This window comes from Heyndrickxia sp. MSNUG (assembly GCF_049532715.1).
GTDB lineage: Bacteria > Bacillota > Bacilli > Bacillales > Cytobacillaceae > Mesobacillus.
Window position 1 is genome coordinate 1,145,151 of the sequence record NZ_CP150978.1, and the last position, 24,589, is coordinate 1,169,739.

The 24,589-nt window shown below is 41.9% G+C and carries 22 protein-coding genes and 1 riboswitch; of the genes, 16 read left to right on the forward strand and 6 right to left on the reverse strand.

The features are described from left to right. Nucleotides 1-20: 20 nt before the first annotated feature. Together AABM38_RS05675 and AABM38_RS05680 are read right to left on the reverse strand one after the other, a co-directional pair. Nucleotides 21-851 carry an aldo/keto reductase gene (locus AABM38_RS05675; protein ID WP_423409518.1) on the reverse strand — a complete coding sequence of 277 codons (831 nt, stop codon included), beginning with the start codon at nucleotides 849-851 and terminating at the stop codon, nucleotides 21-23. Nucleotides 852-1,093: 242 nt separating this feature from the next. Continuing rightward, nucleotides 1,094-1,753, reverse strand: coding sequence for a hypothetical protein (locus AABM38_RS05680; RefSeq protein ID WP_423409519.1), 660 nt, complete (start codon nucleotides 1,751-1,753; stop codon nucleotides 1,094-1,096). Between the two features lie 230 nt (nucleotides 1,754-1,983). Here AABM38_RS05680 and AABM38_RS05685 point away from each other — a divergent pair, with 230 nt between their 5' ends. Continuing rightward, entirely contained in the window at nucleotides 1,984-2,829 is an 846-nt protein-coding gene (locus AABM38_RS05685; protein ID WP_423409520.1) for a DegV family protein, read from the forward strand. 266 nt (nucleotides 2,830-3,095) lie between these two features. Further along, on the forward strand, nucleotides 3,096-4,004 hold the full coding sequence (locus AABM38_RS05690) for a Gfo/Idh/MocA family protein (protein ID WP_423409521.1): 909 nt from the start codon (nucleotides 3,096-3,098) through the stop codon (nucleotides 4,002-4,004). Between the two features lie 45 nt (nucleotides 4,005-4,049). Here the strand turns inward: AABM38_RS05690 and AABM38_RS05695 are convergent, their stop codons facing one another. Next, nucleotides 4,050-5,342 (reverse strand): NCS2 family permease, encoded by a 1,293-nt coding sequence (locus AABM38_RS05695; RefSeq protein ID WP_423409522.1) that lies wholly within the window; start codon nucleotides 5,340-5,342, stop codon nucleotides 4,050-4,052. Between the two features lie 99 nt (nucleotides 5,343-5,441). Next, a riboswitch (purine riboswitch) is annotated at nucleotides 5,442-5,543 on the reverse strand. 351 nt (nucleotides 5,544-5,894) lie between these two features. Here AABM38_RS05695 and AABM38_RS05700 point away from each other — a divergent pair. The 6 genes from AABM38_RS05700 to AABM38_RS05725 all read left to right on the forward strand — a co-directional run bounded on the left by AABM38_RS05700 (nucleotide 5,895) and on the right by AABM38_RS05725 (nucleotide 9,652). After that, nucleotides 5,895-6,215 carry a hypothetical protein gene (locus AABM38_RS05700; RefSeq protein WP_423409523.1) on the forward strand — a complete coding sequence of 107 codons (321 nt, stop codon included), beginning with the start codon at nucleotides 5,895-5,897 and terminating at the stop codon, nucleotides 6,213-6,215. Between the two features lie 129 nt (nucleotides 6,216-6,344). After that, nucleotides 6,345-7,028, forward strand: coding sequence for a hypothetical protein (locus AABM38_RS05705; protein WP_423409524.1), 684 nt, complete (start codon nucleotides 6,345-6,347; stop codon nucleotides 7,026-7,028). A gap of 14 nt (nucleotides 7,029-7,042) precedes the next feature. Further along, a complete protein-coding gene (locus AABM38_RS05710) occupies nucleotides 7,043-7,273 on the forward strand; it encodes a 4Fe-4S binding protein (RefSeq protein WP_423409525.1) in 231 nt (76 codons plus the stop codon). A gap of 14 nt (nucleotides 7,274-7,287) precedes the next feature. Continuing rightward, nucleotides 7,288-8,355, forward strand: coding sequence for a 3-methyl-2-oxobutanoate dehydrogenase subunit VorB (locus tag AABM38_RS05715; protein ID WP_423409526.1), 1,068 nt, complete (start codon nucleotides 7,288-7,290; stop codon nucleotides 8,353-8,355). Continuing rightward, nucleotides 8,352-9,110 (forward strand): thiamine pyrophosphate-dependent enzyme, encoded by a 759-nt coding sequence (locus tag AABM38_RS05720; RefSeq protein ID WP_423409527.1) that lies wholly within the window; start codon nucleotides 8,352-8,354, stop codon nucleotides 9,108-9,110. The genes AABM38_RS05715 and AABM38_RS05720 overlap by 4 nt, the downstream gene beginning before the upstream one ends. Then, nucleotides 9,110-9,652: a 2-oxoacid:acceptor oxidoreductase family protein gene (locus tag AABM38_RS05725; protein WP_423410667.1), complete on the forward strand. Its 543-nt coding sequence runs from the start codon at nucleotides 9,110-9,112 to the stop codon at nucleotides 9,650-9,652. Before AABM38_RS05720 ends, AABM38_RS05725 begins: the two co-directional genes overlap by 1 nt. 33 nt (nucleotides 9,653-9,685) lie before the next feature. Here the strand turns inward: AABM38_RS05725 and AABM38_RS05730 are convergent, their stop codons facing one another. Both AABM38_RS05730 and AABM38_RS05735 read right to left on the reverse strand, forming a co-directional pair. Beyond that, entirely contained in the window at nucleotides 9,686-10,213 is a 528-nt protein-coding gene (locus AABM38_RS05730) for a D-glycero-alpha-D-manno-heptose-1,7-bisphosphate 7-phosphatase (protein ID WP_423409528.1), read from the reverse strand. A gap of 19 nt (nucleotides 10,214-10,232) precedes the next feature. Continuing rightward, on the reverse strand, nucleotides 10,233-10,862 hold the full coding sequence (locus AABM38_RS05735; RefSeq protein WP_423409529.1) for a DNA-3-methyladenine glycosylase: 630 nt from the start codon (nucleotides 10,860-10,862) through the stop codon (nucleotides 10,233-10,235). Between the two features lie 392 nt (nucleotides 10,863-11,254). Here AABM38_RS05735 and ytvI point away from each other — a divergent pair, with 392 nt between their 5' ends. Further along, on the forward strand, nucleotides 11,255-12,286 hold the full coding sequence (gene ytvI / locus AABM38_RS05740) for a sporulation integral membrane protein YtvI (protein WP_423409530.1): 1,032 nt from the start codon (nucleotides 11,255-11,257) through the stop codon (nucleotides 12,284-12,286). 76 nt (nucleotides 12,287-12,362) lie between these two features. After that, on the forward strand, nucleotides 12,363-12,542 hold the full coding sequence (locus tag AABM38_RS05745; RefSeq protein ID WP_423409531.1) for an H-type small acid-soluble spore protein: 180 nt from the start codon (nucleotides 12,363-12,365) through the stop codon (nucleotides 12,540-12,542). A gap of 97 nt (nucleotides 12,543-12,639) precedes the next feature. On the opposite strand, the gene AABM38_RS05750 is transcribed toward AABM38_RS05745, so the two are convergent. Next, nucleotides 12,640-13,911 (reverse strand): ATP-binding protein, encoded by a 1,272-nt coding sequence (locus AABM38_RS05750; protein ID WP_423409532.1) that lies wholly within the window; start codon nucleotides 13,909-13,911, stop codon nucleotides 12,640-12,642. Between the two features lie 353 nt (nucleotides 13,912-14,264). Between AABM38_RS05750 and AABM38_RS05755 the strand changes: the two genes are divergently transcribed. From AABM38_RS05755 to AABM38_RS05780, 6 genes are read left to right on the forward strand one after another with little or no spacing between them, the layout of a single operon-like run. Continuing rightward, entirely contained in the window at nucleotides 14,265-15,881 is a 1,617-nt protein-coding gene (locus AABM38_RS05755; RefSeq protein WP_423409533.1) for a GGDEF domain-containing response regulator, read from the forward strand. Continuing rightward, nucleotides 15,882-16,928: a HEAT repeat domain-containing protein gene (locus AABM38_RS05760; protein ID WP_423409534.1), complete on the forward strand. Its 1,047-nt coding sequence runs from the start codon at nucleotides 15,882-15,884 to the stop codon at nucleotides 16,926-16,928. After that, a complete protein-coding gene (locus AABM38_RS05765; protein ID WP_423409535.1) occupies nucleotides 16,925-18,331 on the forward strand; it encodes a glycosyltransferase family 2 protein in 1,407 nt (468 codons plus the stop codon). Before AABM38_RS05760 ends, AABM38_RS05765 begins: the two co-directional genes overlap by 4 nt. Continuing rightward, nucleotides 18,328-21,582 (forward strand): hypothetical protein, encoded by a 3,255-nt coding sequence (locus AABM38_RS05770; protein ID WP_423409536.1) that lies wholly within the window; start codon nucleotides 18,328-18,330, stop codon nucleotides 21,580-21,582. Before AABM38_RS05765 ends, AABM38_RS05770 begins: the two co-directional genes overlap by 4 nt. Next, a complete protein-coding gene (locus AABM38_RS05775; RefSeq protein ID WP_423409537.1) occupies nucleotides 21,579-21,944 on the forward strand; it encodes a response regulator transcription factor in 366 nt (121 codons plus the stop codon). The genes AABM38_RS05770 and AABM38_RS05775 overlap by 4 nt, the downstream gene beginning before the upstream one ends. Further along, the gene (locus AABM38_RS05780; RefSeq protein ID WP_423409538.1) at nucleotides 21,937-24,393 is read left to right on the forward strand and encodes an ATP-binding protein; all 2,457 of its coding nucleotides are present in this window, start codon (nucleotides 21,937-21,939) and stop codon (nucleotides 24,391-24,393) included. The genes AABM38_RS05775 and AABM38_RS05780 overlap by 8 nt, the downstream gene beginning before the upstream one ends. Nucleotides 24,394-24,589 lie beyond the last annotated feature (196 nt).

Consider the following 24,589-nt stretch of genomic DNA (forward strand, 5'->3'; position numbering starts at 1 on the left):
CGTTCTCCTATCATATGATATTAAAAATCAAAGTTATCTGGATCCGGACCAACACGCTCGTCTTTATTCAAGCTATTCAAACGATCCATATCTTCCGAAGAAAGTTCGAAATTGAAAACATCTGCGTTTTCCACGATTCGATGCTCTTTAATAGATTTTGGAATCGTCACGACTCCATTTTGCAGATCCCAGCGCAGGATGACCTGGGCAGGAGACTTTCCATGACTTTCAGCAATCTCAACGATTGTTGGTTCTGATAGAAGTTCACCCTGCTTTAAAGGAGACCAGGCTTCCATCTGGATGCCTTCAGCTTTGCAGAATTCAAGCAGCTCTGTTTGAGCGAGATGAGGGTGGTATTCCACCTGATTTACCATAGGCTTGATTTGAGCATCAGCCATTAAATCTTTTAAATGGTGAACATGGAAGTTGCTGACTCCGATGGCACGAACACGGCCGTCTTTGTAGAGCTTTTCAAGTGCCTTCCATGTATCCTTATATTTGCCCTCTACAGGCCAGTGGATTAAATACAGATCAAGATATTCTAGACCCAGCTTCTCCATGCTTGTTTCGAAAGCCTTAAGAGTAGATTCATAACCCTGATCAGCATTCCAGACTTTAGTTGTGACGAATAGTTCCTCACGAGGTACGCCAGCTTCCTTAAGCGCCTGTCCAACACCCTCTTCATTCTGGTAAACAGCCGCTGTATCAATGCTTTTATAACCATTCTTGATTGCAGCCTTCACTGAATCAACAACCTCTGATCCTTCCTTCACCTTGAACACGCCAAGCCCGAACCATGGCATTTTGACACCATTATGTAATGTAGTTGTATCCTGGAGACTTTTTGGCATAAATGATTCCTCCTTTAAATTTTGAAATGCTTTATTATTTTCTCATATTTTTTTGCTAGGACAAATAATTCGACTCGGAGTCTTGATTGCCGGGAGCATGATCAAAGTAAATGTAATTGCCTGGGAATTCGAAACTGTAGAAAGAGTGTTTCCTGGCGTTGCAATTTTTATAAAAAGGAAAAGAACTTGAGACCCTTTTCGATACTTGTGAATCAGTAAATGAAGAAAAAATCTCAGCTAGCTCAACTGTTTTTTCTTTTATCAAGAAATGCTTTTGTAGTCCATACCGAACTAAGCAGAATCAGCTCAAATCCATTCGTTGCAGCATCGCTTTCAATAGGTATGGGCAATGCGCTGCCGATGCCCATAATGATTACGCCAATGGCCATGAACTTCCATTTCAATTTTTTCCATAGAATCAGGCCAGCGAGCAGCAGTGCAATCGTAACCACAATAATCATTATTGGCGGACCTTGAGCTGCTGAGGGCTCATAGCTTAAGACGCCGTATTGATGAGCAGGATCAATAACTATACCAATCGTATTTTGGATCAGTTCTGCAATGATCATGAAAGCTGTTAAAAAAGTGGCTATTACAAAAGCTGCTCGTCCACTTAACCACTTTATATCTGTCTCACTGGCTGCTGACCAGGAGAAGAGGATGAGAGCTGGGGTAATAAGGGCATGTAACCAGTATCGCAAAAGGTTCAAATTCTTTAAAAAAGGCCCTTTTCCAATACTTTCACCAAAAGCAAGCACGCTATTATCATAGATTAAACCAAATGTAACGAGGAGAAGAACATTTTTTAGAGATAATAATCCATATCGAACAGCTAATTTTATTCCCAAAAGGAATAAAAACAAATAAGAGAGGGAATATAAAGCGTGTATTAAAGGGTCCATACTAATAGATGCCTCCTGGCAGGATTCAATTTATTACCTTTTCCCTTCCTCTATAATCAAAAATATTTGTCCATGTTATTAACATTTGCAACAAATATAAGGAATTAAGGTAATTCTTAAAAATTACTAATAGATTTTAGCAGGCTTCATCATATATGATGGTTGTAGATAGGATTGATGAATGATGTAAGCCTATTCAAGCCATATTTTGACGAAGAACAGGAGAAATTATGACGACACAAAATAACATTGCATGGGTAACAGACAGTACAGCTTCACTTTCTGAGGATTTTATTAAAAATAATCATATATATGTTGTGCCGTTAAGCATTATCTTTGGTGAAGAAGCTTATTTAGAAGGTGTGGATATCACAGCTGAAGATTTTTATCCAAAACTTGCAGCTTCAAAAGTGCTCCCTAAAACGTCACAGCCTGCGATTGGTGAATTTGTCGAGCTTTACAAAAAGCTAAAAGAGCAGTACAAGCACGCTATTGCGATTCATGCTTCTAGCGCACTAACTGGGACATATCAATCTTCCGTTGCAGCTTCAAGCATGGTTGATTATAAAGTGGAAGTAATAGACTCTAAAATTGGTTCATTCCCTTTAGGCAACATGGTCGAAAGAGGAATTGCCATGCAAAAAGAAGGAAAGTCGTATGAGGAGATTGTTTCCTATCTGCGGACACTCCCTGATAAAGCGAATCTTTATATGGCACCTGGAAGCCTGGAACAGCTTCATAAGGGCGGACGCCTATCCACAACACAGGTCATTATCGGAAGTCTGATCAAGTTAAAGCTAATCGTCAGGTTCGAGGAGGGCAAGGTTGTTCTTTTTGATAAAATTCGTACCGAAAAGAAGGTCAAAGAAAGACTGTTCCAAATTTTTGAAGAACATGCTCATAGTGTTAAGGAAGCAAGTGTTATTCATGGCAATGTAAGAGAGTTGGCAGAAGAATGGCGTAAGGAATTGCAGCAGCGCTTCCCGCACGTTTCTTTTACTACCATGAATTTCAGTCCAGTGGCTGGAACACATACTGGTCAAGGAACCATTGGGCTTGCATGGATCAATGAATAGAATAAAAGAGAAGGAAATCAGCTTATAATGGGCTGATTTCTTTTTTTAAAAGATAAGAGAGTATAAAATTTACTTCGAGAAATGTCCAGCTCCAGCGCCTAGCCCCTCGAGACGCTTCGGTCCTGCCAATGAAGTCAAAGAGCGACTTCACTGTCAGGCCCTCCAGCGCTTGTCGGGGCTGGCCAAGGCGCTTTCGCTTTTCTTACCTTCAGCACATGTGTAAACTTAACTTATTCAAATACGTTGAAGGATCAGGGGGAAGAGAAGTGTTGAAAATTGGCATTATCGGATTAGGTGACATAGCGCAGAAGGCGTACCTGCCAGTATTTGCGGAAAAAGGGGACATAGAGTTCCATCTGTTTACGAGGGATTTATCAAAGCTTGATTCACTTGCAAAAAAGTATCGGTTTCCTCATATCCATACGAGCCTTGATGAGCTAATAGCAAGCGGGATTAAAGGTGCTTTTGTGCATAGCGCGACAGAAACGCATTACGAAATCGTTAAAAAGCTGCTTTTGGCTGGTATACATGTGTATGTCGATAAACCGATTGCTTATGAATTTGAACAGGCAAAGGAAATGACGGAGCTAGCAGAAGAAAATGGATTGATTTTAATGACCGGCTTCAATCGGAGATACGCGCCAGTCTACAAACAGCTTGCAGAGCTTAAGGATCCTAATATGATAATCATGCAAAAAAACAGAAGAGCCCTCCCAGGAGAAATACGTAATTTCGTGTTTGATGATTTTATCCATGTTGTTGATACATTAAGATTCTTATTTCCATATAAGATCAAGCAGGTGAACGTGACTGGCAAGAAAAACGGCGCCTTTTTACACCATGTCGTCATTCAGTTAATAGCAGCTGAAGGAATTGCAATTGGCATAATGAATCGTGACAGCGGTGTCGTCGAGGAAAAAGTGGAAGTGTTCCATTCGAATGAAAAAAGAACTGCCCTGAATGTGTCAGAACTGATGATTCAAGAGAACCGAAATGAAACAAGAAAAGGGGGAAATGACTGGGAGCCAACCCTTCATAAGCGAGGTTTTGAACAAATCATTTTTGATTTCCTGCAGGCTGTCAATAATAATTCATCCACTCTTATCCCAGCTAGGGACAGCCTTGAAACTCATGAAATTTGCGAGAAGATTGTAACGGAAATTGAGAAGCTGTAATACCGAAAGCCCCGTCCTCTTTGAATAAGAAACGGGGCTTTTGATTTATACGTATATAAAGTAACCAACAAACAAGACTCCGAGTACATACATGATTGGATGAACGTCCCGCTGTTTGCCCATGCCAAGCATCATCAGCGGATAAAGGATGAATCCAAGCGCGATGCCGGTTGCGACACTGAATGTCAATGGCATCATAATGATCGTAACGAATGATGGAATGATCACCGCAAGATTGCTCCAGTTGATTTTGCTGATTTCAGTAGCCATAAGTGCTCCAACAATAATTAGAGCAGGTGCTGTCACTTCCGGAGTGATGACAGATAAAATAGGTGAAAATAAAAGTGCTACAGCGAAACATGCTGAGATGATGACGGATGTGAAGCCTGTCCTTCCGCCGACTGCAATACCAGCTGAAGACTCTACGAAAGATGCCGTTGTCGATGTACCTAAAACAGATCCGGCAACCGCTGAAGCTGCATCGGCAAGAAGTGCACGTCCAGCATTAGGAATTTTATTATCTTTCATCAATCCGGCCTGACTCGCTACAGCGATCAGCGCGCCAGCCGTGTCAAAGAATGCTACAAACAGGAAAGTGAAAATAACAGCCAATACATCTGGTGAGAAAATGTCGCCAAGATGATGGAAGACGACACCAAAGGTTGGAGATATGTCAGGAACCTTGCCAACGATGGCGCCAGGTTTATCAATCAATCCTGTCAGAATTCCAACAATTGTCGAAATCACCATTCCATAAAAAATACCGCCGCTTACCCCGCGCACCATCAAAATGACGCTGACAATGAAGCCGAATAAGGCAAGCAGAACTGATCCCGTAGTCAAGTTGCCGATTGAAACAAACGTTGCGTCACTGCCGACAATGATGCCAGCATTTTTCAGTCCGATAAAAGCAACGAAAAATCCGATACCAGCAGCAATTGCATGCTTTAAATCCTGAGGGATGACATTGATGATTTTTTCGCGGATTTTTAATAGACTAAGAATCACGAATAATACGCCTGCGATGAAGACCCCGGTTAAAGCAATCTCCCATTTCACACCCATTCCAATGCTGACAGTGAAGGTGAAAAATGAATTCAAGCCCATGCTAGGAGCAATCCCGATTGGGAAGTTCGCCAGCAGCCCGATCAGCAATGAGCCGATTATTGCTGATAATGCAGTCGCTGTAAATACAGCACCTTTATCCATACCTGCCTGGCTCAGGATCATCGGATTGACCACGAGGATATACGCCATCGATAAGAATGTCGTAATCCCTGCTAGTGTTTCTTTTTTATACGTTGTTTTTCGTTCTGCGAACTGAAAAAAGTTTTTCATATGCTGTCCTCCTGGTTGATTTCTTCGCTGAAAATAAAAAACCCCGGCAGGTTATGCTGCCGGAGTACCACAAAGGACAAATAATGCCAAATAGAAATAGCAAATATTTTAGTCCCTTGTAGTCACGCAATTTACGGTAGCATGGTAGAAACGTTCAAGCCATATTCTTGAACATATACAAGGAATAACTATTTAGATTTAAATAATACTAGAGATAGTATCAGCATTTCTCAGACAGGTCAATTGGATTTCATAATGTTGTTCTATTTAATTTTTTCAGATTATTAATTTAGGATTTGTTAAGTTGCGGGATTTCGACTAAAAGTAGCGGAATACCACTTCACCGCGTTACCGTGCCGGGGGTCAGACCCCCAGTACTTCACCGCGTCACATTGCTGGGGGTCAGACCCCCAACGCTTTAAAGCGTTGCTTTAGTTTTTGACAGATTTTTGTCGGTAATATGTGAAGAATAATTGAACTAAAGAGCAAAAGGCCCCAGTTTGGTTTTTAAATTACTATAATGATAGTGTAATACAAACGGAGGTGCCGATAATGAACGTGACAACGATTATTGAACTGGAAAATCGTGAAGTAGAGAAGATGACTGGCGCAAAATTAGTATTTACCCAGGAACAGATCGATACAAATATCGTGGAGACATGTGTTGATTGTTTTAAATATGAGGGTACGGATGAATGCATCGATACAGATGATGCTATGCAGAAGGTTTTCAATACATTGAAGCAAGAAGGACTTATTCCCGAAACGGTTGAAGATTTCTCATATGAAATGCCATCATGCGAAAGATTGAAACAAGATGTATACAATGAGCAGGATATGCCTCAAAAAGTAGTTCTGAGCTTTATTTTATAAAGAAGTTCTCTATTGAACTTCTTTTTTTATCTCCTTTCATTAAAACGTGATTTTTATCAAAGATGGAACAACTGGATGTTTATATAATGAAGATGACATTTATGAAAACGCTTACAAAAAAGGAGGTGATTGGCAGTGGTAAAGGGTGCGGAAATTACGATTATCACCGGGCATTTTGGCAGCGGCAAAACAGAGATTACTTTAAATTTGGCGATGGAGGCCAGGTCAGAACACCCGAAGGTCGCTGTGGCGGATCTGGATATTGTGAATCCATATTACAGGTCCAGGGATGCAAGAGCGATTTTGAAGGAAAATGACATTGAATTGATCGCTCCTGCAGAAAGGCTGGCAGCAGCCGATTTGCCGATTATTCCCGCTGACATTTTCAGAATCATTTATGACCCAGCATATAAACTCTATGTCGATGCCGGCGGAGATAAGGACGGAGCAACTGCTTTAGGCCAATTTTACAACGATTGGAGAGACATGGAGCCTGAGATGCTGTTCATCCTGAATGCTAACAGACCTTATGTCAGCACTTTAGATGGGGCGATGGAGACACTGCTGAACATCGAAAAGGCTTCCAGGTTAAAAGTTGCAGGAATCATCAATAATTCCAATGTCGGAAGTGAGACAACGATTGCGGATGTGCATAAGGGATTGGAATTGTGCAAGATGTTGGCAAGGGAACTGGACATCCCCATCATAAACACTATATTATCGCCCCACTTAAGGAAGGAAGAAGAATACGTTTTGGCAGGATACCCAGTGAAAGTAATTTCGAGATATTTAAAATTGCCATGGGAAAGGTAAAGGAGGCAAACGCCGTGGAGCAAAAAGTTGTTTTTGACGAGAAGACTTGCAAATCATGTCAGCTATGTGTAAAAGCTTGTCCCACTAATGTGATTTATCTTGCGGATTATCTGAACGAAAAAGGATACCGGCCAGCAGTCGTGACTGATCAGGAAAGCTGCATTAGCTGCGGAAAGTGCGCTCAAATATGCCCGGATTCGGTTATCACAGTCTACAGGCCTGAAAAAATAAGAAAAACGGTTTAGCAAAGGAGACATGGATGATGGGAAAAGTACTGATGAAGGGAAATGAGGTTATTGCGGAAGCTGCTGTTCATGCAGGCTGCAAGTATTTTTTCGGGTACCCGATCACCCCTCAGAGTGAGCTTGTTGCTTATATGGCAAGAAGGCTTCCAGAAGTAGGCGGAATATTTCTGCAGGCCGAAAGCGAAGTGGCCGCGATCAATATGGTGTATGGCGCTGCTGGAACAGGCGTGCGAGTTATGACTTCTTCATCAAGCCCAGGTTTTAGCTTGAAGCAGGAAGGGATTTCTTATCTCGTTGGAGCAGAGCTGCCGGCCCTTATTGTAAACGTTGTGCGAGGAGGACCTGGACTTGGCAATATCCAGCCAGCGCAATCTGATTACTTCCAGGTGACGAAAGGCGGCGGCCATGGCGACTATCATACACCAGTGTTGGCTCCATCAACACTCCAGGAAATCATTGACCTGACTGATGCAGCTTTTGAAATCGCAGATAAATACAGGACTCCAGTCATTCTTCCTGGAGACGGCATGCTCGGGCAAATGATGGAACCAGTCGAATTCAAGGAACTTACAGAAAGAATGCCTGAACAAAAGGGATGGGCAACGACAGGTACTCGAGGGGATGGCAGGCCAAGAATCATCACATCGCTTGAATTAAATGCGGAAGCCCTTGAAAAACGCAATGAGCATCTGCAGAAAAAATTCGCGTTGATCAAACAGAACGAAGTTCGTTATGAAACCTATGAAATCGAGGATGCAGATTATATCATCACGGCCTACGGAACGGCTGCACGAATTGCGATGAATGCAATCAGGAAAGCGAGGATGGATGGGGTTAAAGTGGGATTGATCCGCCCGATTACATTATGGCCATTTCCAGAACAGCCATTCATTGAAACGCGAAACAGGGTGAAGGGGTATCTATCTGTCGAAATGAGTGCCGGCCAGATGATTGAAGATGTAAGACTTGCTGTTGAGGGCAGGGCACCAGTTTCATTTTTTGGCCGTACGGGCGGAGTCGTTCCCACCCAAGAGGAGATTTACGAACAAATCATCAAACTCACCGGGGGTGTAGTGGCATGACAATGAAGCCGGTTTTTGAAAAAACAAAAGGCCTTACTGAAACACAAACACACTACTGTCCCGGCTGTACACATGGCATTATTCACAGAATGGTAGGTGAAGTGCTCGAGGAGTTGGGCATTCTCGAGGATACAGTGGGTGTTGCTTCAGTCGGATGTTCGGTTCTATCCTATGAATATTTCAATTGTGATATGACCCAGGCTGCACATGGCCGGGCTCCTGCTGTGGCAACTGGAATCAAACGCGTGCTTCCTGACAGGTTTGTTTTCACCTATCAGGGAGATGGTGACCTGGCCTCCATTGGCATTGCGGAAGCCGTTCATGCTGCAGCAAGAGGTGAAAACATAACGATCATCTTTGTCAACAATGCAATTTACGGCATGACAGGAGGCCAAATGGCACCAACAACCTTGATTGGCCAAAAAACAGCAACGAGTCCTTTTGGCAGAGAGGCCGGTCTCCAGGGGCTGCCGATCCGAGTCAGCGAGATGCTGGCAACTCTGGATGGAACAGCTTATATTGAACGTGTTTCAACACACGACGTCCCAAACATCATCAAAGCTAAAAAAGCGATCCGGAAAGCGTTTGAGACTCAAAAGCGAGGCCTTGGATTTTCAATGGTCGAGGTGCTGTCAAGCTGTCCGACGAACTGGGGACTGGACCCGAATGAATCTCTAGATTGGATTAAAGACAACATGGTTCCTGCCTATCCTCTGGGAATATACAAAAACACCAAAGAGGAGGTGGGGGAGTGATGGAAGAAATCTTGATTGCAGGCTTCGGCGGGCAGGGAGTAATGTCAATGGGGCAGCTGATTGCCTATGCAGGAATGAATGAAGGGAAATATGTATCATGGCTTCCATCATACGGACCTGAACAGCGGGGCGGCACGGCGAACTGTGCGGTTGTAGTCAGCGATGAAAAAGTCGGATCGCCGCTAGTATCCCATCCGACGGCAGCAATTGTCCTGAATAATCCCTCATATGAAAAATTTGAACCTAAGGTCCGGAAAGGAGGGCTTTTAATCGTCAATGCTTCACTTATTTCCAAGTCATCGGGTCGAACCGATATTACAGTATTAAATATAAAAGCAACCGATTTAGCCAATGAACTTGGGAATTTGAAAGTGGCAAATATGATCCTGCTTGGTGCCTTCCTGGAAGAAACAGGAATTCTATCAGATAATTCGATTATAGAAGCCCTAAAAAAAGTTCTGTCTCCTGAGAAACATTCATTACTGGACATTAATCAGCGAGCCCTCATGCTTGGAAGGTCATTAACGGTAATGAAAAAATAAATAAAACGCTGCCAATCACTTGGCAGCGTTTTTTCAGGACTCTAGTAAATGAAGAATCAAGGGTACTGCAGCTTGAAGTGTAGGTGCTTTTTCATCGGCACTCGTTTCTTCAGAACCAATGAAGACGGTCTTGCAGCCTGCTTTCTTGCCGGCCTCGATATCCCGTTCATGGTCACCAACCATTACGCTGCCTGGCAGGGCAATGTTATGTCTGCCGGCAAGGTCGAGCAACATGCCAGCATTCGGTTTTCGGCATTCACAGCCTGCCTTTGGTTTATGAGGGCAGTAGGCTACTTCCCTGATATGGCCGCCATGCTCTTTAATCATTTCGTTCATGCGATCATGAATCTCATGGAGTCGCTGTTCCTTCAGGAAGCCAAGACCGACACCGCCCTGGTTTGTCACTACGAAAATTTCATAGCCAGCTTTGCTGAGCTCAGCAACCGCTTCAGCGGCACCCTCAAGGAGATAGAGTTCCTCTGGCCGATTCACAAACTTAACACGATCTGATAATACCTCATTCAGGACACCATCCCTGTCCAAGAAAATGGCTTTTTTCATCTTTTTCCTCCTCTATATCTTAAGGTTTCCTCACGCTCTCCGCTTTCTGATGCCTAGATACATATCGGTTGCCCGTAATCCAAAAGCGCCATGGATAATCTCTTGCTTCCCCGGAATTATCAATCCCGATTCTTTTTCCAGAGGAAATGCTGCCTGGCAGCTGGCCTTTTGCGATAAAAAGCGGTTTCCTGATTAAGGGATGCCCGTAATCAGACATATTTATTCCAAGTGCTTTTGTTAGCTTGCCCGGGCCGTTGGTGAGATTCACTGAATCAGGCATATCTCTCCGTTTGATCATTAAATCTACGCCCTCCAAAGGTTCTACCGCCCTTATTAAGACTGCCTCTGGATTCCCGGCTCCACCGCTTACAATGTTAAAAAGGCAATGGGTGTGCATGACATATGTATAAGCGAGCCCTGATTCATGGAACATGATTTCTGTCCGTTTTGTCCTCCTGTTATTGTAGCTATGGGCAGCCTGGTCCATAGGCCCGATATAAGCCTCCGTTTCGACGATCATTCCCGCAGCCATTCCATCTTTCGTTTCCTTCACAAGCTTGCACCCCAGCAAAGCCTCTGCAAGGTTAAGCGTTGGCTGCTGGAAGAATTCTGATTCTACAGGGATAAATGACTGACTGTTAACTTCCATATAGCCTCCTTGAATCTCTTATTTAAAAATCCATAACTTGTCGTATAGTACGAAACCTTTCATTTTTTATATACCCTGAGTATTCTAAAGACATTCTTTTTTTTAAAAGCTGTGTTTAGAAAATCAAGGCTCTATTATAGTCCTTGTTTGATTTTAAGTACCTAACGCCCCGCGGAAAGCGAGTGCAGGGAGCGGAAATCAACAGACAAGTTTAACGAAGCCAAAATCAAAAATAAAAGCTTACATCATTAAATAAAATTAGAAACAAACCATTCGAAAAGAGCTATACTATATAAATAGCTATAAAAAATAAGATAGTTTATAGTTAGTATATAGTCCGTGAATTTCATATTTAAAACCACTTTATACATATAAGGAGAGTAACAAAATACATGTGGAAAAAATGGGTATGGACAGCAGCCATTGCTGTGATTATTCTTTTCCTTGTTCCATACAGCCTTCCGCTAATCTTTGCTTTTTTAACGGCGGTTATGCTTGAAGGAATGGTTCAATGGATCATCAAAAGATTTTCTTTTAAAAGACTTCAGGCTGTTATAGCGGTCTTTATTGGCTATGTCTTGCTCCTGGGTGTGATTGGGTATAACCTCATATCCATTATTGCCCATCAGGCAGTATCACTATCTCAGCGCACTCCTACATTTGTGAAGGATTTTTACCGTACAGCCATATTGCCCTTAATGGGGAAATGGGAATTTTACTCGAAGAATTTCCCGCATGAAGTAATATTGCAAATCGAGGATACGATTGAAAAAAATGTGAATTCTCTCGACTCTTTTTTACAGCAATTAATTAATGGCACAATCAATTTATTGACGGCCATTCCAGGGTTCCTGATCGAATTTCTTGTTTATCTGATTGCGCTTTTCCTCTTCAGTCTTGAATTGCCGAAGTTAAAGTTGAAGCTTGAGTCACATTTGAAGGAGCAGACCCGACAGAAAGTATTCCTCGTTGGAGGCCAACTAGCCAAGGCCGGGGTAGGCTTTTTGAAGGCTCAGGTGATCCTCAGCCTTGTTACCTTTATCATGGCGATGACAGGTTTAAGTATCCTTGGTGTGAAATATACTGTCCTTCTTTCCTTGTTAATTGTGATTGTGGATATATTGCCGATTCTCGGGACTGGGTCAGTCCTTGTTCCATGGGCTGTGATCGCCATTTTGCAGGACAACAATTTCCTGGGAATTGGGCTGATTATTTTGTTTTTCGTGATTACAATTGTCCGCAGGGTCATTGAGCCGAAAATCTATTCTTCAAATCTGGGAATATCGCCGCTCGCTTCTCTGGTCAGTATGTATATCGGGCTGAAGCTACTTGGAATTGCAGGCGTTTTTATAGGCCCTATCTTCGTGATTATTTTCGATACATTACGAAAAGCAAATATCATTCAAATGAATTTTAAGATTTAAATCATGCTCCTTTTTTGGATAGCAATTCATGAAAAAGCATAAATTATGAATGTTATCAAGAAGGAGGAAAGAATGAATGAACGTAGGCCGCGCAAAAGAAATCGTCGAATCAGCCGATGTAATCAATGTGACATATGAAGGTACACCCGTCATCATTCAGCATATCGATGAAAAAGCGAAAATGGCTCGGGTTTACTCAAAATCTGAACCGGACATGGAAAGAAATGTTCCTATCCTAAATCTAATTGAGGAATAAGTATAATTAAGCTAAATGATAGATAATGTTTTAAAATTGGCAATAAAAAAGCTCGGAGATCGACTTCCGAGCTTTTTGCTGTTTAACCAAGGAAGAACTAAGTATGGAGGTTTAAATTTGAAAGCGGCAGTGTAATGACAAATTGGGTACCTTCATCCAGCTTGCTTTGAACCTCGATTGTTCCGCCCATTTCGTGGATGATTTTGTATACAACCATCACGCCTAATCCGGTTCCTTTTTCGGCTTTGGTAGAATAGTAAGGTTCTCCAAGCTTGGCCAGCTGCTTGGGTGACATGCCACATCCAGTATCTTTAATCACAATTGTGACTAATTCATTTTCTTTTTCCCGTGTGCTGATCAGCAAGTCTCCGCCTTCAGGCATAGCCTCAATACCGTTTTTGATAATATTAAGAATGCATTGATGGAATTTAGGCGCTTCACCAGAAACATAAAGGCCTGTCATTAAATCTTTTTTTATTTTCACTGAAAAATGATTAGCGTATGGAACGATCAATTCCAATGCTTTTTCTATTTCATCTGTGACAGAAATCGTAGAAGTGATCCTTGATTGGGGTTTTGCGAATGACAAATAATCTTTGATGATCGTTTCCGCGCGGTCAAGTTCGTCGATTGCAGTGTTCAGATAGAACAACCTTTTGTCCTCAGATATCGATGGATCTTTCAGCATCTGCAAAAATCCACGTGTTACCGTCAGCGGATTCCTGACCTCATGGCTCACACTGGCGGCGAGATGGGAGACGACCTCGATTTTATCTGATTTAATCATGGCTTTATGCAGATAATTATTTTGTTTTGTAATTTCTATGAAGTATGTGACGATAAAGATTCCTGCTGTGAGGGTGATTCCATAAATGAAGATGAACCAAAGTTCTGAGGGATCATTAAAGATGGCAGCTTTCATCAAAAAAATCAAGATTGTATAAGAAACAGCAATGCCAACTACTGTGCAGAGCTTTTTAGCTAGCGGATACTCCTTGAATAAAACGGAAATATAGGAAACGAAAACGGTAATCGTAAGCGTATTGAAGAAGCTTATCCAAATGCCGCTTCCTCCGATTGGGATCCTCACAGCAAAAGTAATAAGGAATAAAACAACACTTACTACGGGCCCACCGTATAACCCCCCAAGCACGAGAGGGATCAATCGGAGATCAAAAATGAAATTCTTCGTTGCGATGAGAGAAAAGGACATACAGAAAACAATTTGGATTCCCGCTATAAGGATAACCAATGGCTTCCCATACTTTTTGGAAAAAGCTGACAAGTGCTCAGCGATGAAGTATTGGGCAGCGAAGGTGGAAATCAGAATAAAGATAAGATTTAGTACGAGAACTGTTAATAAATCCATGATAAAAATCTCCAGTCTAAAAATTGCTAGTCCACTTTCTGGCTTGGAAGATAAAGAACTTCAATAATTGACAAATTATTCGATATATTACCTTAACTTTAACACATACCTATATAAAGTATGAGTATATTTTTTAGCTTAAGTAAGTATTTATCTCGAAATTTAAGGAATAAAAAGGAATATGAAATTGATGAAAATTGTCAACAAGCATCTCTGATGTTGATATATAATCAAAATAAAACCTTCAATAAATACGGCCGACTGTCAGGCCGTTTTTTTAGTAGTTCATCCTCCAGCAAAACTCTTTAATTCGGTTGAAGATTCATGTTGGGGAGCAGAGGGGTGTAGGAAAAGTGGCGTTAGAAAAATATCAAAAATTATTGTTCGATAAAATAAAGAAACAAATTTCTCAATGGTTCGATACCGATCCTAATGAAATGGTTGAATATGAAGAAGTCTATCGTTTTCTGCATTCCATTAAAGGCACATCCGGTACCGTACAGCTTGGGGGATTGCTGATTGTAGCGTCAAAGCTGCTTGCCCAGCTTGAATCACGAGAGGATCATCCGTGGATTAAGAATGAACTAAGGGAATTTCTCTTTGAACTGATCCGTCTCAGCTACGATTACGAACATTTTAATGAAACAGCTGTTGAAAAAGACGAGCCGTGCTGTGGAAGTGTACCTTTAATCCAAATTATTGATGATGATGTGTCCATGCTGATTCTATTAAAAGAAGCATTGGAGGAACAAGGCTGGATGGCAATTACGAATACAGAGCCTGAAAAGGCAGTCTCTCAATATTATGACCTGCAGCCGGATTGTCTCGTACTGGACGTCGATTTGCCTTCCAAAAATGGCTTTCAATTATTAGAAGATATTCAGCAGCATAACCATAAGCAATTCATCCCAAAGGTAATCACGAGTTTACAAAATGATCGTAAAACAAGAATGAATGCTTATGAAATGGGCGCTGATGATTTTATAGAAAAGCCGATTGATATTGAGGAGTTCATTGTCAGGATCAGCCGCCAATTGCAAAGAAAGCAAATATTTGATCAATCGGTACTGATTGATGAATTAACGCAGGTTTACAACCGCCGGTTTTTATTTGACCTTTTAGAACGGAACATAAAAGAGTACGAGCGGACTGGTATTCCATTTTCGGTATCGCTTCTGGATCTGGATTATTTTAAGAATATTAATGATCGCTACGGGCATCTCACAGGCGATAAGGTCCTCGAAGTTTTTGCATCATTCCTCAAGGAAAACATCCGGAGTACCGACATTGTCTTCAGGTATGGCGGGGAAGAGTTTGTCATCTTGTTTCCACGGACAACTGCCGAAGAATCAAAAGAAGTTGTAAAACGGATTCTGGAGGAATTTTCAAAGGTTACCTTTAATGAACATGGTGATTCATTCACTTTAAGTTTTTCCGCAGGGATCTACATGGTGAATAATCGTGAGGAAGGAAGTCTGGAAATCCTGAAGATGGCGGATCAAGCTTTATATGAAGCGAAGGAAAATGGACGAGCATGTGTGAAAAGCGCAAATGAATCAGCTCAGCCTGAACATAAAATTCTCAATGTCTCTGTGATAGATGATGACGCGATTATCAGGACTCTGCTTGTAAGGGTATTGGAAAATTTGGATACCAGCAAGGTTATACTGAATATAGAATCCTATGAAAACGGCGAGAAATTCTTTGGAGCTGGCCGTCTTGCTGAAAAGGGGAAGCATTTTCTTGTGCTTGATGGCGTGATGCCGGTCATGGATGGAATAGAAGTCCTGACAAGAGTCAGGGAATCTGAACATGCAGACAGGGCGCATGTCCTGATGCTAACTGGAAGAAAGACTGAATACGATATTGCCCGGGCTCTAAAGCTTGGAGCTGATGATTATGTTACGAAGCCATTCAGCATCACCGAGCTTCAGGCAAGAATTCAAAGGCTGATTCAAAGGATGTTTTAAATGATAACAGATGAAATTGAATTTCTTGTTGCAGCCTTTGTCCTGTTATCAGGCATTCTACTCCTTTTGCTGGTGTATTTAATTGGCAGAAAGGCTTTGGAAAACAGGCAACGGCGGAGGATCGAGCTTTTTAAAACAAGAATAAATGATAAAATGCTCCATTCAGTACTCACTGGTGAGTTCCTGCGTTCTTTGCAGGCAGATACTAAAGTAAAGAAGCTGGCTCTTGAAGAACTACTTAGTCATTATGCTGAAATCCTTGAGGGTACGGAAGAAAAAAATAATCTTAATCAACTGGCAGAAAGCAGGCTGACTGCATACTATCGCAAAAACCTGAGCAGCTTTAGGTGGAGTTCGCGGATGAATGCTCTTTTTCACATAGAAGCCTTTCAAATGGAAGGGCTTAAGGAAGACATCATCAGCATGCTGAACCGGATGCGTATAACGAAAGAAGAGAAAATCAGAGTCCTGACCATTTTAGCTCAGCTTCAATCTGCAGAGATGTTTGATTTGTTGACCGAGAATTACAAGGATCTTTCTTACCTGGAGTACAGGAATATCCTGTCCCGGCTAAATAGAGATGGCTTTGATCAGTTTGTGCTTGGCTACCATTCCTGCCAGTCAGAGCTTAAGTTTGCGATCCTGGATCTTGCTGGCTTGAGAAAGGAATTAAACTATTTAAACTTCGCAGAGACGGTTTATTCGGTTAGTTCCGGAGAAGAAAGAGTCAGGGCATTAAAAGCAATTGTTTCAATAGGGCATGTGAGAAACCTGAATCAGTACCTTCACTTATTTCAATCCGGAAACTGGGAGGAACGGATGCTTGCTGCCAGGTTGGCAGGGGTGTTGAAAGCTGAAAAAACATTGCCTGATCTGGTAATGCTTCTTCAGGATTCATCCTGGTGGGTTCGTTCACAGGCAGGCCAATCAATTACAATGTTTCCTCAAGGGAAAAAAGTCCTGGAGGAGGTTATGTCTGACAGCAATGATTCGTTTGCCAGGGACATGGCATGGGAATGGATCAACAAAGGAGTTTATCAGACATGATTCTTTTGCAGAGTCTCAGTATTTATTTTGCTTGGTTTATCATGGTATACATGCTTGTCGTTATCACATTTTATTCAGCTGTCATGCTGATTTCGGTCATTCAGTTAAGAAGAGAATACAAGCTTGATCGGGATAAGTCATATAGCGACTATACGGAAGATATCTATACAAAACCGGTGTCGATCATTGTTCCTGCTTATAATGAGGAAGCTGGTATCGTTCACAGTATCCGTTCCCTTCTTAGCATCAATTATCCTGTCTTCGAGATAGTAGTGGTGAATGATGGGTCCTTGGATGGCACGATGGAGAGAATGATTGATCACTATGATATGAAAGAGATTCAAAAAGTAATTCGTAAACAAGTAGAATCAAAACCTATTAAAAAGGTCTATCAGTCCCAGGTTCTCCCATCGCTGTTTCTGATTGATAAGGATAATGGAGGAAAGGCAGATGCGCTAAATGCTGGGCTGAACTTTTCCCATTATCCATATGTCTGTTCACTTGATGGGGATTCCGTCCTCGAAAGAGATGCATTTTTAAAGGTGATGAAGCCAATCATTGATTCAAATGAAGAAGTTATCGCCTCAGGAGGAAGCATTCGGATTGCAAATGGATGTGAAATCAGGAATGGCGAGGTCCTGAAAATTGGTTTATCAAATAATCCGCTTGTCATCATGCAGGTAATTGAGTATTTGCGTGCCTTTTTAATGGGCAGGATCGGACTTAGCAGGCATAATTTGCTGTTGATCATTTCTGGTGCCTTTGGTGTGTTTTCGAAACACTGGGTCGTCCAGGCAGGAGGCTATAGGACCGATACGGTAGGAGAGGATATGGAGCTTGTCGTCCGCATCCACCGGCTGCTAAAAGAAACCGGAACAAAAAAACGAATTGTGTATGTACCTGATCCAGTCTGCTGGACGGAAGTTCCTGAGAGCATGAAGTATTTGCGAAGGCAAAGGCGGCGATGGCATAGGGGACTCTTCGAGAGTCTCTGGATTCACCGGAAACTGATGCTGAACCCTAAGTATCGTCAGATTGGCTTTATTTCATTTCCATATTTCTGGATTGTTGAATTTTTCGGGCCAATCGTCGAGCTATCCGGCTACTTGTACATTTTATTCTCATTGTTTGCAGGTGGAATTTATCTTGAGTTTGCGATATTAATATTTTTATTATCCTGTTTGTATGGCTCACTATTTTCTGCTTTTGCCATCCTGCTGGAGGAATGGAGCCTTAGAAAATACCCTAAGATATCTGATTTGCTTAAGTTGTTCTTTTACTCGCTTACAGAAACGCTATGGTATCGTCCGCTGACTGTTTTTTGGCGCTGCCAGGGTATATGGCAGATGATCAGAGGAGAAAGCGGCTGGGGAGAAATGAAAAGAAAAGGTGTATCTCAATGAAGTCTATATTCGTAAATAAACCTCAGCTGATTGTTCTCATCCTTGTATCCTTGGTAGTAGCTGTTGTTTCCAGCCCATTTTGGCTCTGGTACTTAAAGCCGGAGAAAACCATGGACCTTTTGATTGTCGATAAAACCGTCCCGGATAAAAGCTTTCGTGAGCATAAAGGCCTTACCTGGATTTTGAACAATGAGAAATATAGGAAAAGCAACGGCAGCCCATATTCAGCCGAAGATGATTATATTGGCTTTGAACATAAAAAAGCAAAATCGTATACCGCCGGAAAGCTGCCAGATGATTTAGATTCATACAAGGTTGTGTATCTTGCCGACCTATATGGAGTATATGAAGAAGAGTTTCACGGTCTTAATGAGTCAGGCAACAGGTCGAAAAAACTGTATGGAGGTCTCCAGCAGGAGGATGTAACCACGCTGGAGAATGCTCTGCTCGAAGGAAACAAGACGCTGATCGCAGAATTCAACACTTTTGGGAGCCCGACAGAGGAAGCTGTCAGGAAGCAGATGACCAATCTGTTGAATGTAAAATGGAGCGGATGGACTGGCCGTTATTTTTCCAAATTGGATGGTAAAGAAGTTCCGCAGTGGATCATTGATCAATATAAAGTACAAACTGGAGGCTGGAATTTTACCGGTGCTGGATTTGTATTCGTCAATGAAGAAGACTTCGTCGTTGTAATTGGCAAAGAGGATATTGATGGTGAAGGATTGGAATTTTTGCTAACCCAGAAAGGTGAAAAGACCTTCAACTCAGACTTGAATTCGAAATACACGTATTGGTTCGATATTATTGAACCAATAGATGAAGCCGAGGTTCTTGCAAATTATCAGCTTCCAGTCAAGGCGCAGGCTACGGAATTATTGGCGTCTTACGGGATTCCTCTGCGGTTTCCGGCTGTCATCCACCATAAGAATAAGCTGTACTCTTCCTATTATTTTGCAGGAGATTATGCAGATGAAGCCGAAGTGCCGGAGATTTATCAAACAGCTGGCTTATCAACATGGAGGAAGATAACGGGCGGGAGGAACTCTTTTTATTGGAGCATGTATGTACCAATGATGAAGGAAATCTTAGCTGAGGGGCTTCATAAGCAACAAAAGAATAAGGGGCCAGAGATTGCAGTGGCCGAAAAGGTTCAATATAATAGCAAAACCCATTCAGATTCCATTCAAATCCAAAAAGATGGTCAATGGGAAAGAATCCTTATAAAAGGTGTCAATATCGGGATGGGAAAACCAGGAGCATTCCCAGGGGAAGCTGCCATCACGAAGGAGGAGTACCTCCGCTGGTTTAAACTGATTGGCGGAATGAATGCGAATGCAATCAGGATATATACACTGCATCCCCCAGCGTTTTATGAGGCTTTATATGAATATAACCAGATGGCAGAAAAGCCTATATACCTGTTTCATGGTGCCTGGGTGAACGAAGAGAACTTTGTTGGTTCCCAGGATGCTTTTTCTCTTAATGTCATGGATGATTTCAAGCGGGAATTGAAGCAGATGTTGGACATTGTCCATGGTAACGCAGATATTAAACCAATTCCCGGACATGCATCAGGGGTGTATCAATATGATATTTCACCATATGTATTAGGATTTATCATTGGAACTGAGTGGGACCCTGGAGCCGTGCTTAATACAAACATTGTTCATAAAGGAATGAATCAACTATCAGGCCGATATTTTACAACAAAGGATGCTGAGCCTTTCGAAGTATGGCTGGCAGGGATGATGGAATTCACAGCCGCCTATGAAACAAAACAATACGGCTGGCAGCATACGCTCAGCTTTACGAACTGGGTTACGACGGATTTACTTGATCACCCTAGTGAGCCTCTGGAAACAGAAGATATCGTATCAGTGAATCCTAACCATATTGAAAAAACGAAGAGCTTTAAGGCAGGAATGTTCGCCTCCTATCATATTTACCCATATTATCCAGACTTTTTGAACTATGAAAAAAAATACCTTGAATACAAGGATGAGAAAGGAAACCCAAATCATTATGCAGGGTATTTGCACGAATTAATCAGTGCACATACAATGCCAGTCCTTGTTGCTGAGTTTGGGGTACCATCTTCAAGGGGACTGACTCACCGGAATATGTCCGGAATGAATCAGGGATTTTTGACCGAGAAGCAGCAGGGAGAAATGGATAGCAAAATGTTTAATTCGATTGTCGAGGAAGGCTATGCAGGCGGAATCGTGTTCGCCTGGCAGGATGAATGGTTTAAAAGGACTTGGAACACGATGGATTATGATAATCCTCATCGCCGTCCGTACTGGGCCAACCGCCAGACGAATGAGCAGAATTTTGGACTGATGAGCTTCGATCCAGGGAAGCGGAGTTCAAGTATATTTGTAGATGGACATACAGAAGATTGGGATAAAAAAGCAATCCAGCCAATAGCAAAGTCTTCAAAAGGTGACTTGAGGAAATTATTTGCAGCTTCTGATGCAGCACACTTGTATCTCCGTCTTGATTTTTCCCAACCCCTAGACTGGAAAAAGCAAAGCAATTATGTGTTCCTGGATACCATTCCTGAACAAGGGCAGCAACAATTGAAGCTTAAAAATGGAATCAACTTAAAGGCGGATTTTGGCGTGGATTTTGTAATCGAGCTGGCAGGACCTGATCATTCCAGATTACTCGTAGACAGCTACTACGACCCTTATTATTTTCAATATGGGAAAACGCTGAAAATGATACCTGAACAAAAATATGCAGAGCGGAACAACAATGGAATCTTCCATCCCATCATGCTGACGCTAAACAAAGAAATGACACTGCCGGGAGAGAATAGGAAAATTCCTTTTGAATCCTATGAAACGGGCATTTTAAAATTTGGAACAGCTAATCCTTCTGATGAAAAATTTAATTCGCTTACCGATATTAGTATTAGCGACGATCGAAAAACTGTTGAAATTCGCATCCCATGGCAGCTGTTGAATGTTAAGGACCCAAGTACCAGGGAAATCATGGGCAATCTTTATAAAACTGGACTTACAGGAAGTGAAAAGATTGAAGAGATTCATTTAACGGCTGCAGCAATCGAGGGAGGCAACATCACTTCTATTCTTCCAAACAATGATTCAGGGATACTAAAAAATAGTGTTCCTTACATTTGGGAGGAATGGGAGCAGCCGCAGTTTTACGAAAGGGCGAAGAATTCATACGGCATCATGAAAGAAACTTTCAAGAATGCCCGCAGCAAGGGGGATAACCAGTGAAACGGATTTTGCTGGCAGAGGATGATGAAATTTTAAGAATGCTGATCATTGATACTCTTGAAGAGGAAGAATATCAGGTTGTGGAAGCGGAGGATGGCCAGGCTGCACTGGAATTTTTAGAGCAGAGCCTTTATGATCTGGTAATCATCGACTATATGATGCCTGCTTATTCAGGGATTGAAGTGATTGAGAAAGTAAGGCAGGGGGGCATGAATAAGACCGTTCCCATTTTAATGCTTTCAGCAAAAAGCCAGCTGTTAGAACAAGAAAAAGCAATCGGGGCGGGAGCGGATTATTTTTTTGCGAAACCCTTCAGCCCTGTTGAATTACTGAATAAAGTGAGAGACGTCCTGCATGAATAAGAAATTGTTTAAGAAGAACAGCCTTGTACAGCGGTTTATTTTCTTGATGAGTGTATTTATCGCCGCTTTTTTGATTCTGGCTGTAATTTTGCTTTATTCCTTTTATGATCTCAATAAAACCTATACATCCAAAAACAGTGAGCTTGAGAAAAAAGAGCGTATTGTCCAGAAAATCAGTGAAGACTTTAACATGGTATTCATGGGTGTCCGGGGTTATATTGCTTACGGGAATAAGGAGTTGAAAAAAGAAGCACTCGCGAAGGAGCCAGAAATACGCGAACGTACACGGCAGTTTAAGGAAATGGCAGTGGATGATCAGGATCGGGAATTCCTCAATCAAATTGAATTATTTACAGATTATTATTTTGTCACTACTTTACCTAAAGCAATAGAAGATTATGAGAATGGAAATTACGAAGCTGTTGTAGAAAGAGCTAATACTGGAGCCACTTATAAGGTTGATAGTATGAAGAAAGAGATACGTGACTATATAAGCGAAAAGGACAAACAGATAGATGAGAATTTTCAGGAATTGTCAAAAATGCAATCCTATGTACAAATCGGTTTTGTTTCCTTCATTCTCGTATTTTTGATTGTCTTGCTCCGGATCACCAGGATCATGTTCAGTGAAATTGCCCGGCCGCTGGCAAGCTTTGCCTTTGCTGCAAATGAGATTGCCAGCGGAAGGGATGCCGTCATTGAAATGGATTCCGAGCGTAATGATGAGCTTGGAGTCCTCTCTGTTGCTTTTAATAGAATGGTAGCGAGCATTCAGGAGAATGAGCAAAATCTCCTGGCACAGAATGAAGAGCTGCTGGCCCAGCAGGATGAGCTGCATGCCCAGCAGCTCGAGCTAGAGGAAGCACTCGAAATTGTGAAGGGAAATGAATCAAGACTCAACAGCCGAAATGAACTCGTAAACAAAATAGCCAATTCTCTTGATAAGCAGGAAGTATTGGAAAGTGTTGTCATGAACATGTGCCCGATCATCGGCGCTGAAAAAGGAATCATTGCGTTCATTGATGATGATTCATATGCATCCTATGGCATCTCACCAGATGGTGTAAAGCAATTCAGAAGCAATTTACTATTCAGCGGGATTGTTGAAAGACTTCAGATGGATCGAAAGCCTTTTATTTTGAAAAGAGATTCAAGGCAAGATGAAAAAGGATTCCACACAAATATGCTAAATGCGCATGACCTGTACCTCCCAATTTTTTTATCTGGTAAAAAGCTCATAGCAGTAATGGCGTTCAGCCGTTCAGATACTCCTTTTGAATTAAGGAAAATGGAAGAGTACGAGGCTCTTGCCAAAAACATCGGGATTGCTTTAGATAAAATCAGTCTGTACCAAAAATCTGAAGAAGCAAGGCGATTGAACCAGGATATTCTCGATACAATACAGGAAGGCGTCCAGCTGATCAATACAGATGGTACCATCCTTCAGGTCAATAAGCAGTTTTGTGAAATGTTTGGCTGTCCTGACCGTCTTCAGAAAATGGGAGGCTGTTCATGGGAAGAATGGACTGGATTGCTTTCAAGCCATATTGAAGAATCAGAAGAATTTATCGATTTTTTAAGAAAAGAAGTATCCAGTCTGGATCGTTTTTCTTTTTCTGACCGGCATTATGTTTACAAAAGCAATAGCGGGCTTGTGTACAAGGTATACTGTGAAGGATTATTCCATGGGAATGCAAAACTAGGAACAATCTTTGTCCATCGGAATATTACGAAAGAGTTCGAGGTCGACAGGATTAAATCCGAATTCGTCAGCACCGTCAGCCATGAGCTGAGGACACCGCTTGCAAGCATCCTTGGTTTTACCGAGCTGATCATGACGAGGGAATTAAAGCCTGATCGCCAGAAGAAATATTTAACAACTATCTACAACGAAGCAGGGCGGCTGACTGCCTTAATCAATGATTTTCTTGATATCCAGAGGATGGAGGCAGGAAAGCAATGCTATGAAAGCAAGGAAATACAATTGCTTCCAATCATCAAAAAGGTGATGGATCTCCAAAAGGTGCATTCAGATAAGCATGAACTGATCCTCGACTTTGCCGGTGGCAGCGACAGGGTCATCGGTGACAGAGAGAAAATGGAGCAAGCCATTACTAACCTTGTTCATAATGCGATCAAATATTCTCCTGATGGAGGAGAAGTGAGGGTCGCTGTGTACGAAAAAAATGGTCTGGTGAATATAGAGATTAAAGATGAAGGGCTTGGGGTTCCGCCGGAATCGATGGATAAGTTGTTTGAAAAATTCTTCCGAGTGGATAATTCCGACCGCAGGTCCATAGGCGGCACAGGTCTGGGCCTTGCAATCGTCAAGGAAATCATCCAGGTTCATGGCGGTGAAATAAAAGTCGACTCAGAATATGGGAAGGGAAGTACCTTTACCGTATCATTGCCAGTTCAGGCAGCGATTTTATCTTCAATAGAGATTTAAAATAAAAGCGGCCGAGTGCCGCTTTTTTTCTTATCTGAAAGGCGTACTTCTGGATGGCCTAAAGATAGGGGAGCGTAAGTAAGTCTGATTCTAGAGTCCAATAAATATTTTAACAGGAATGGAACATTTAAGTTTTTCATAAATATGATTATATTAATCTTTTGGAGGAAGGAGAAAAATAATTCCGAGTTGACGC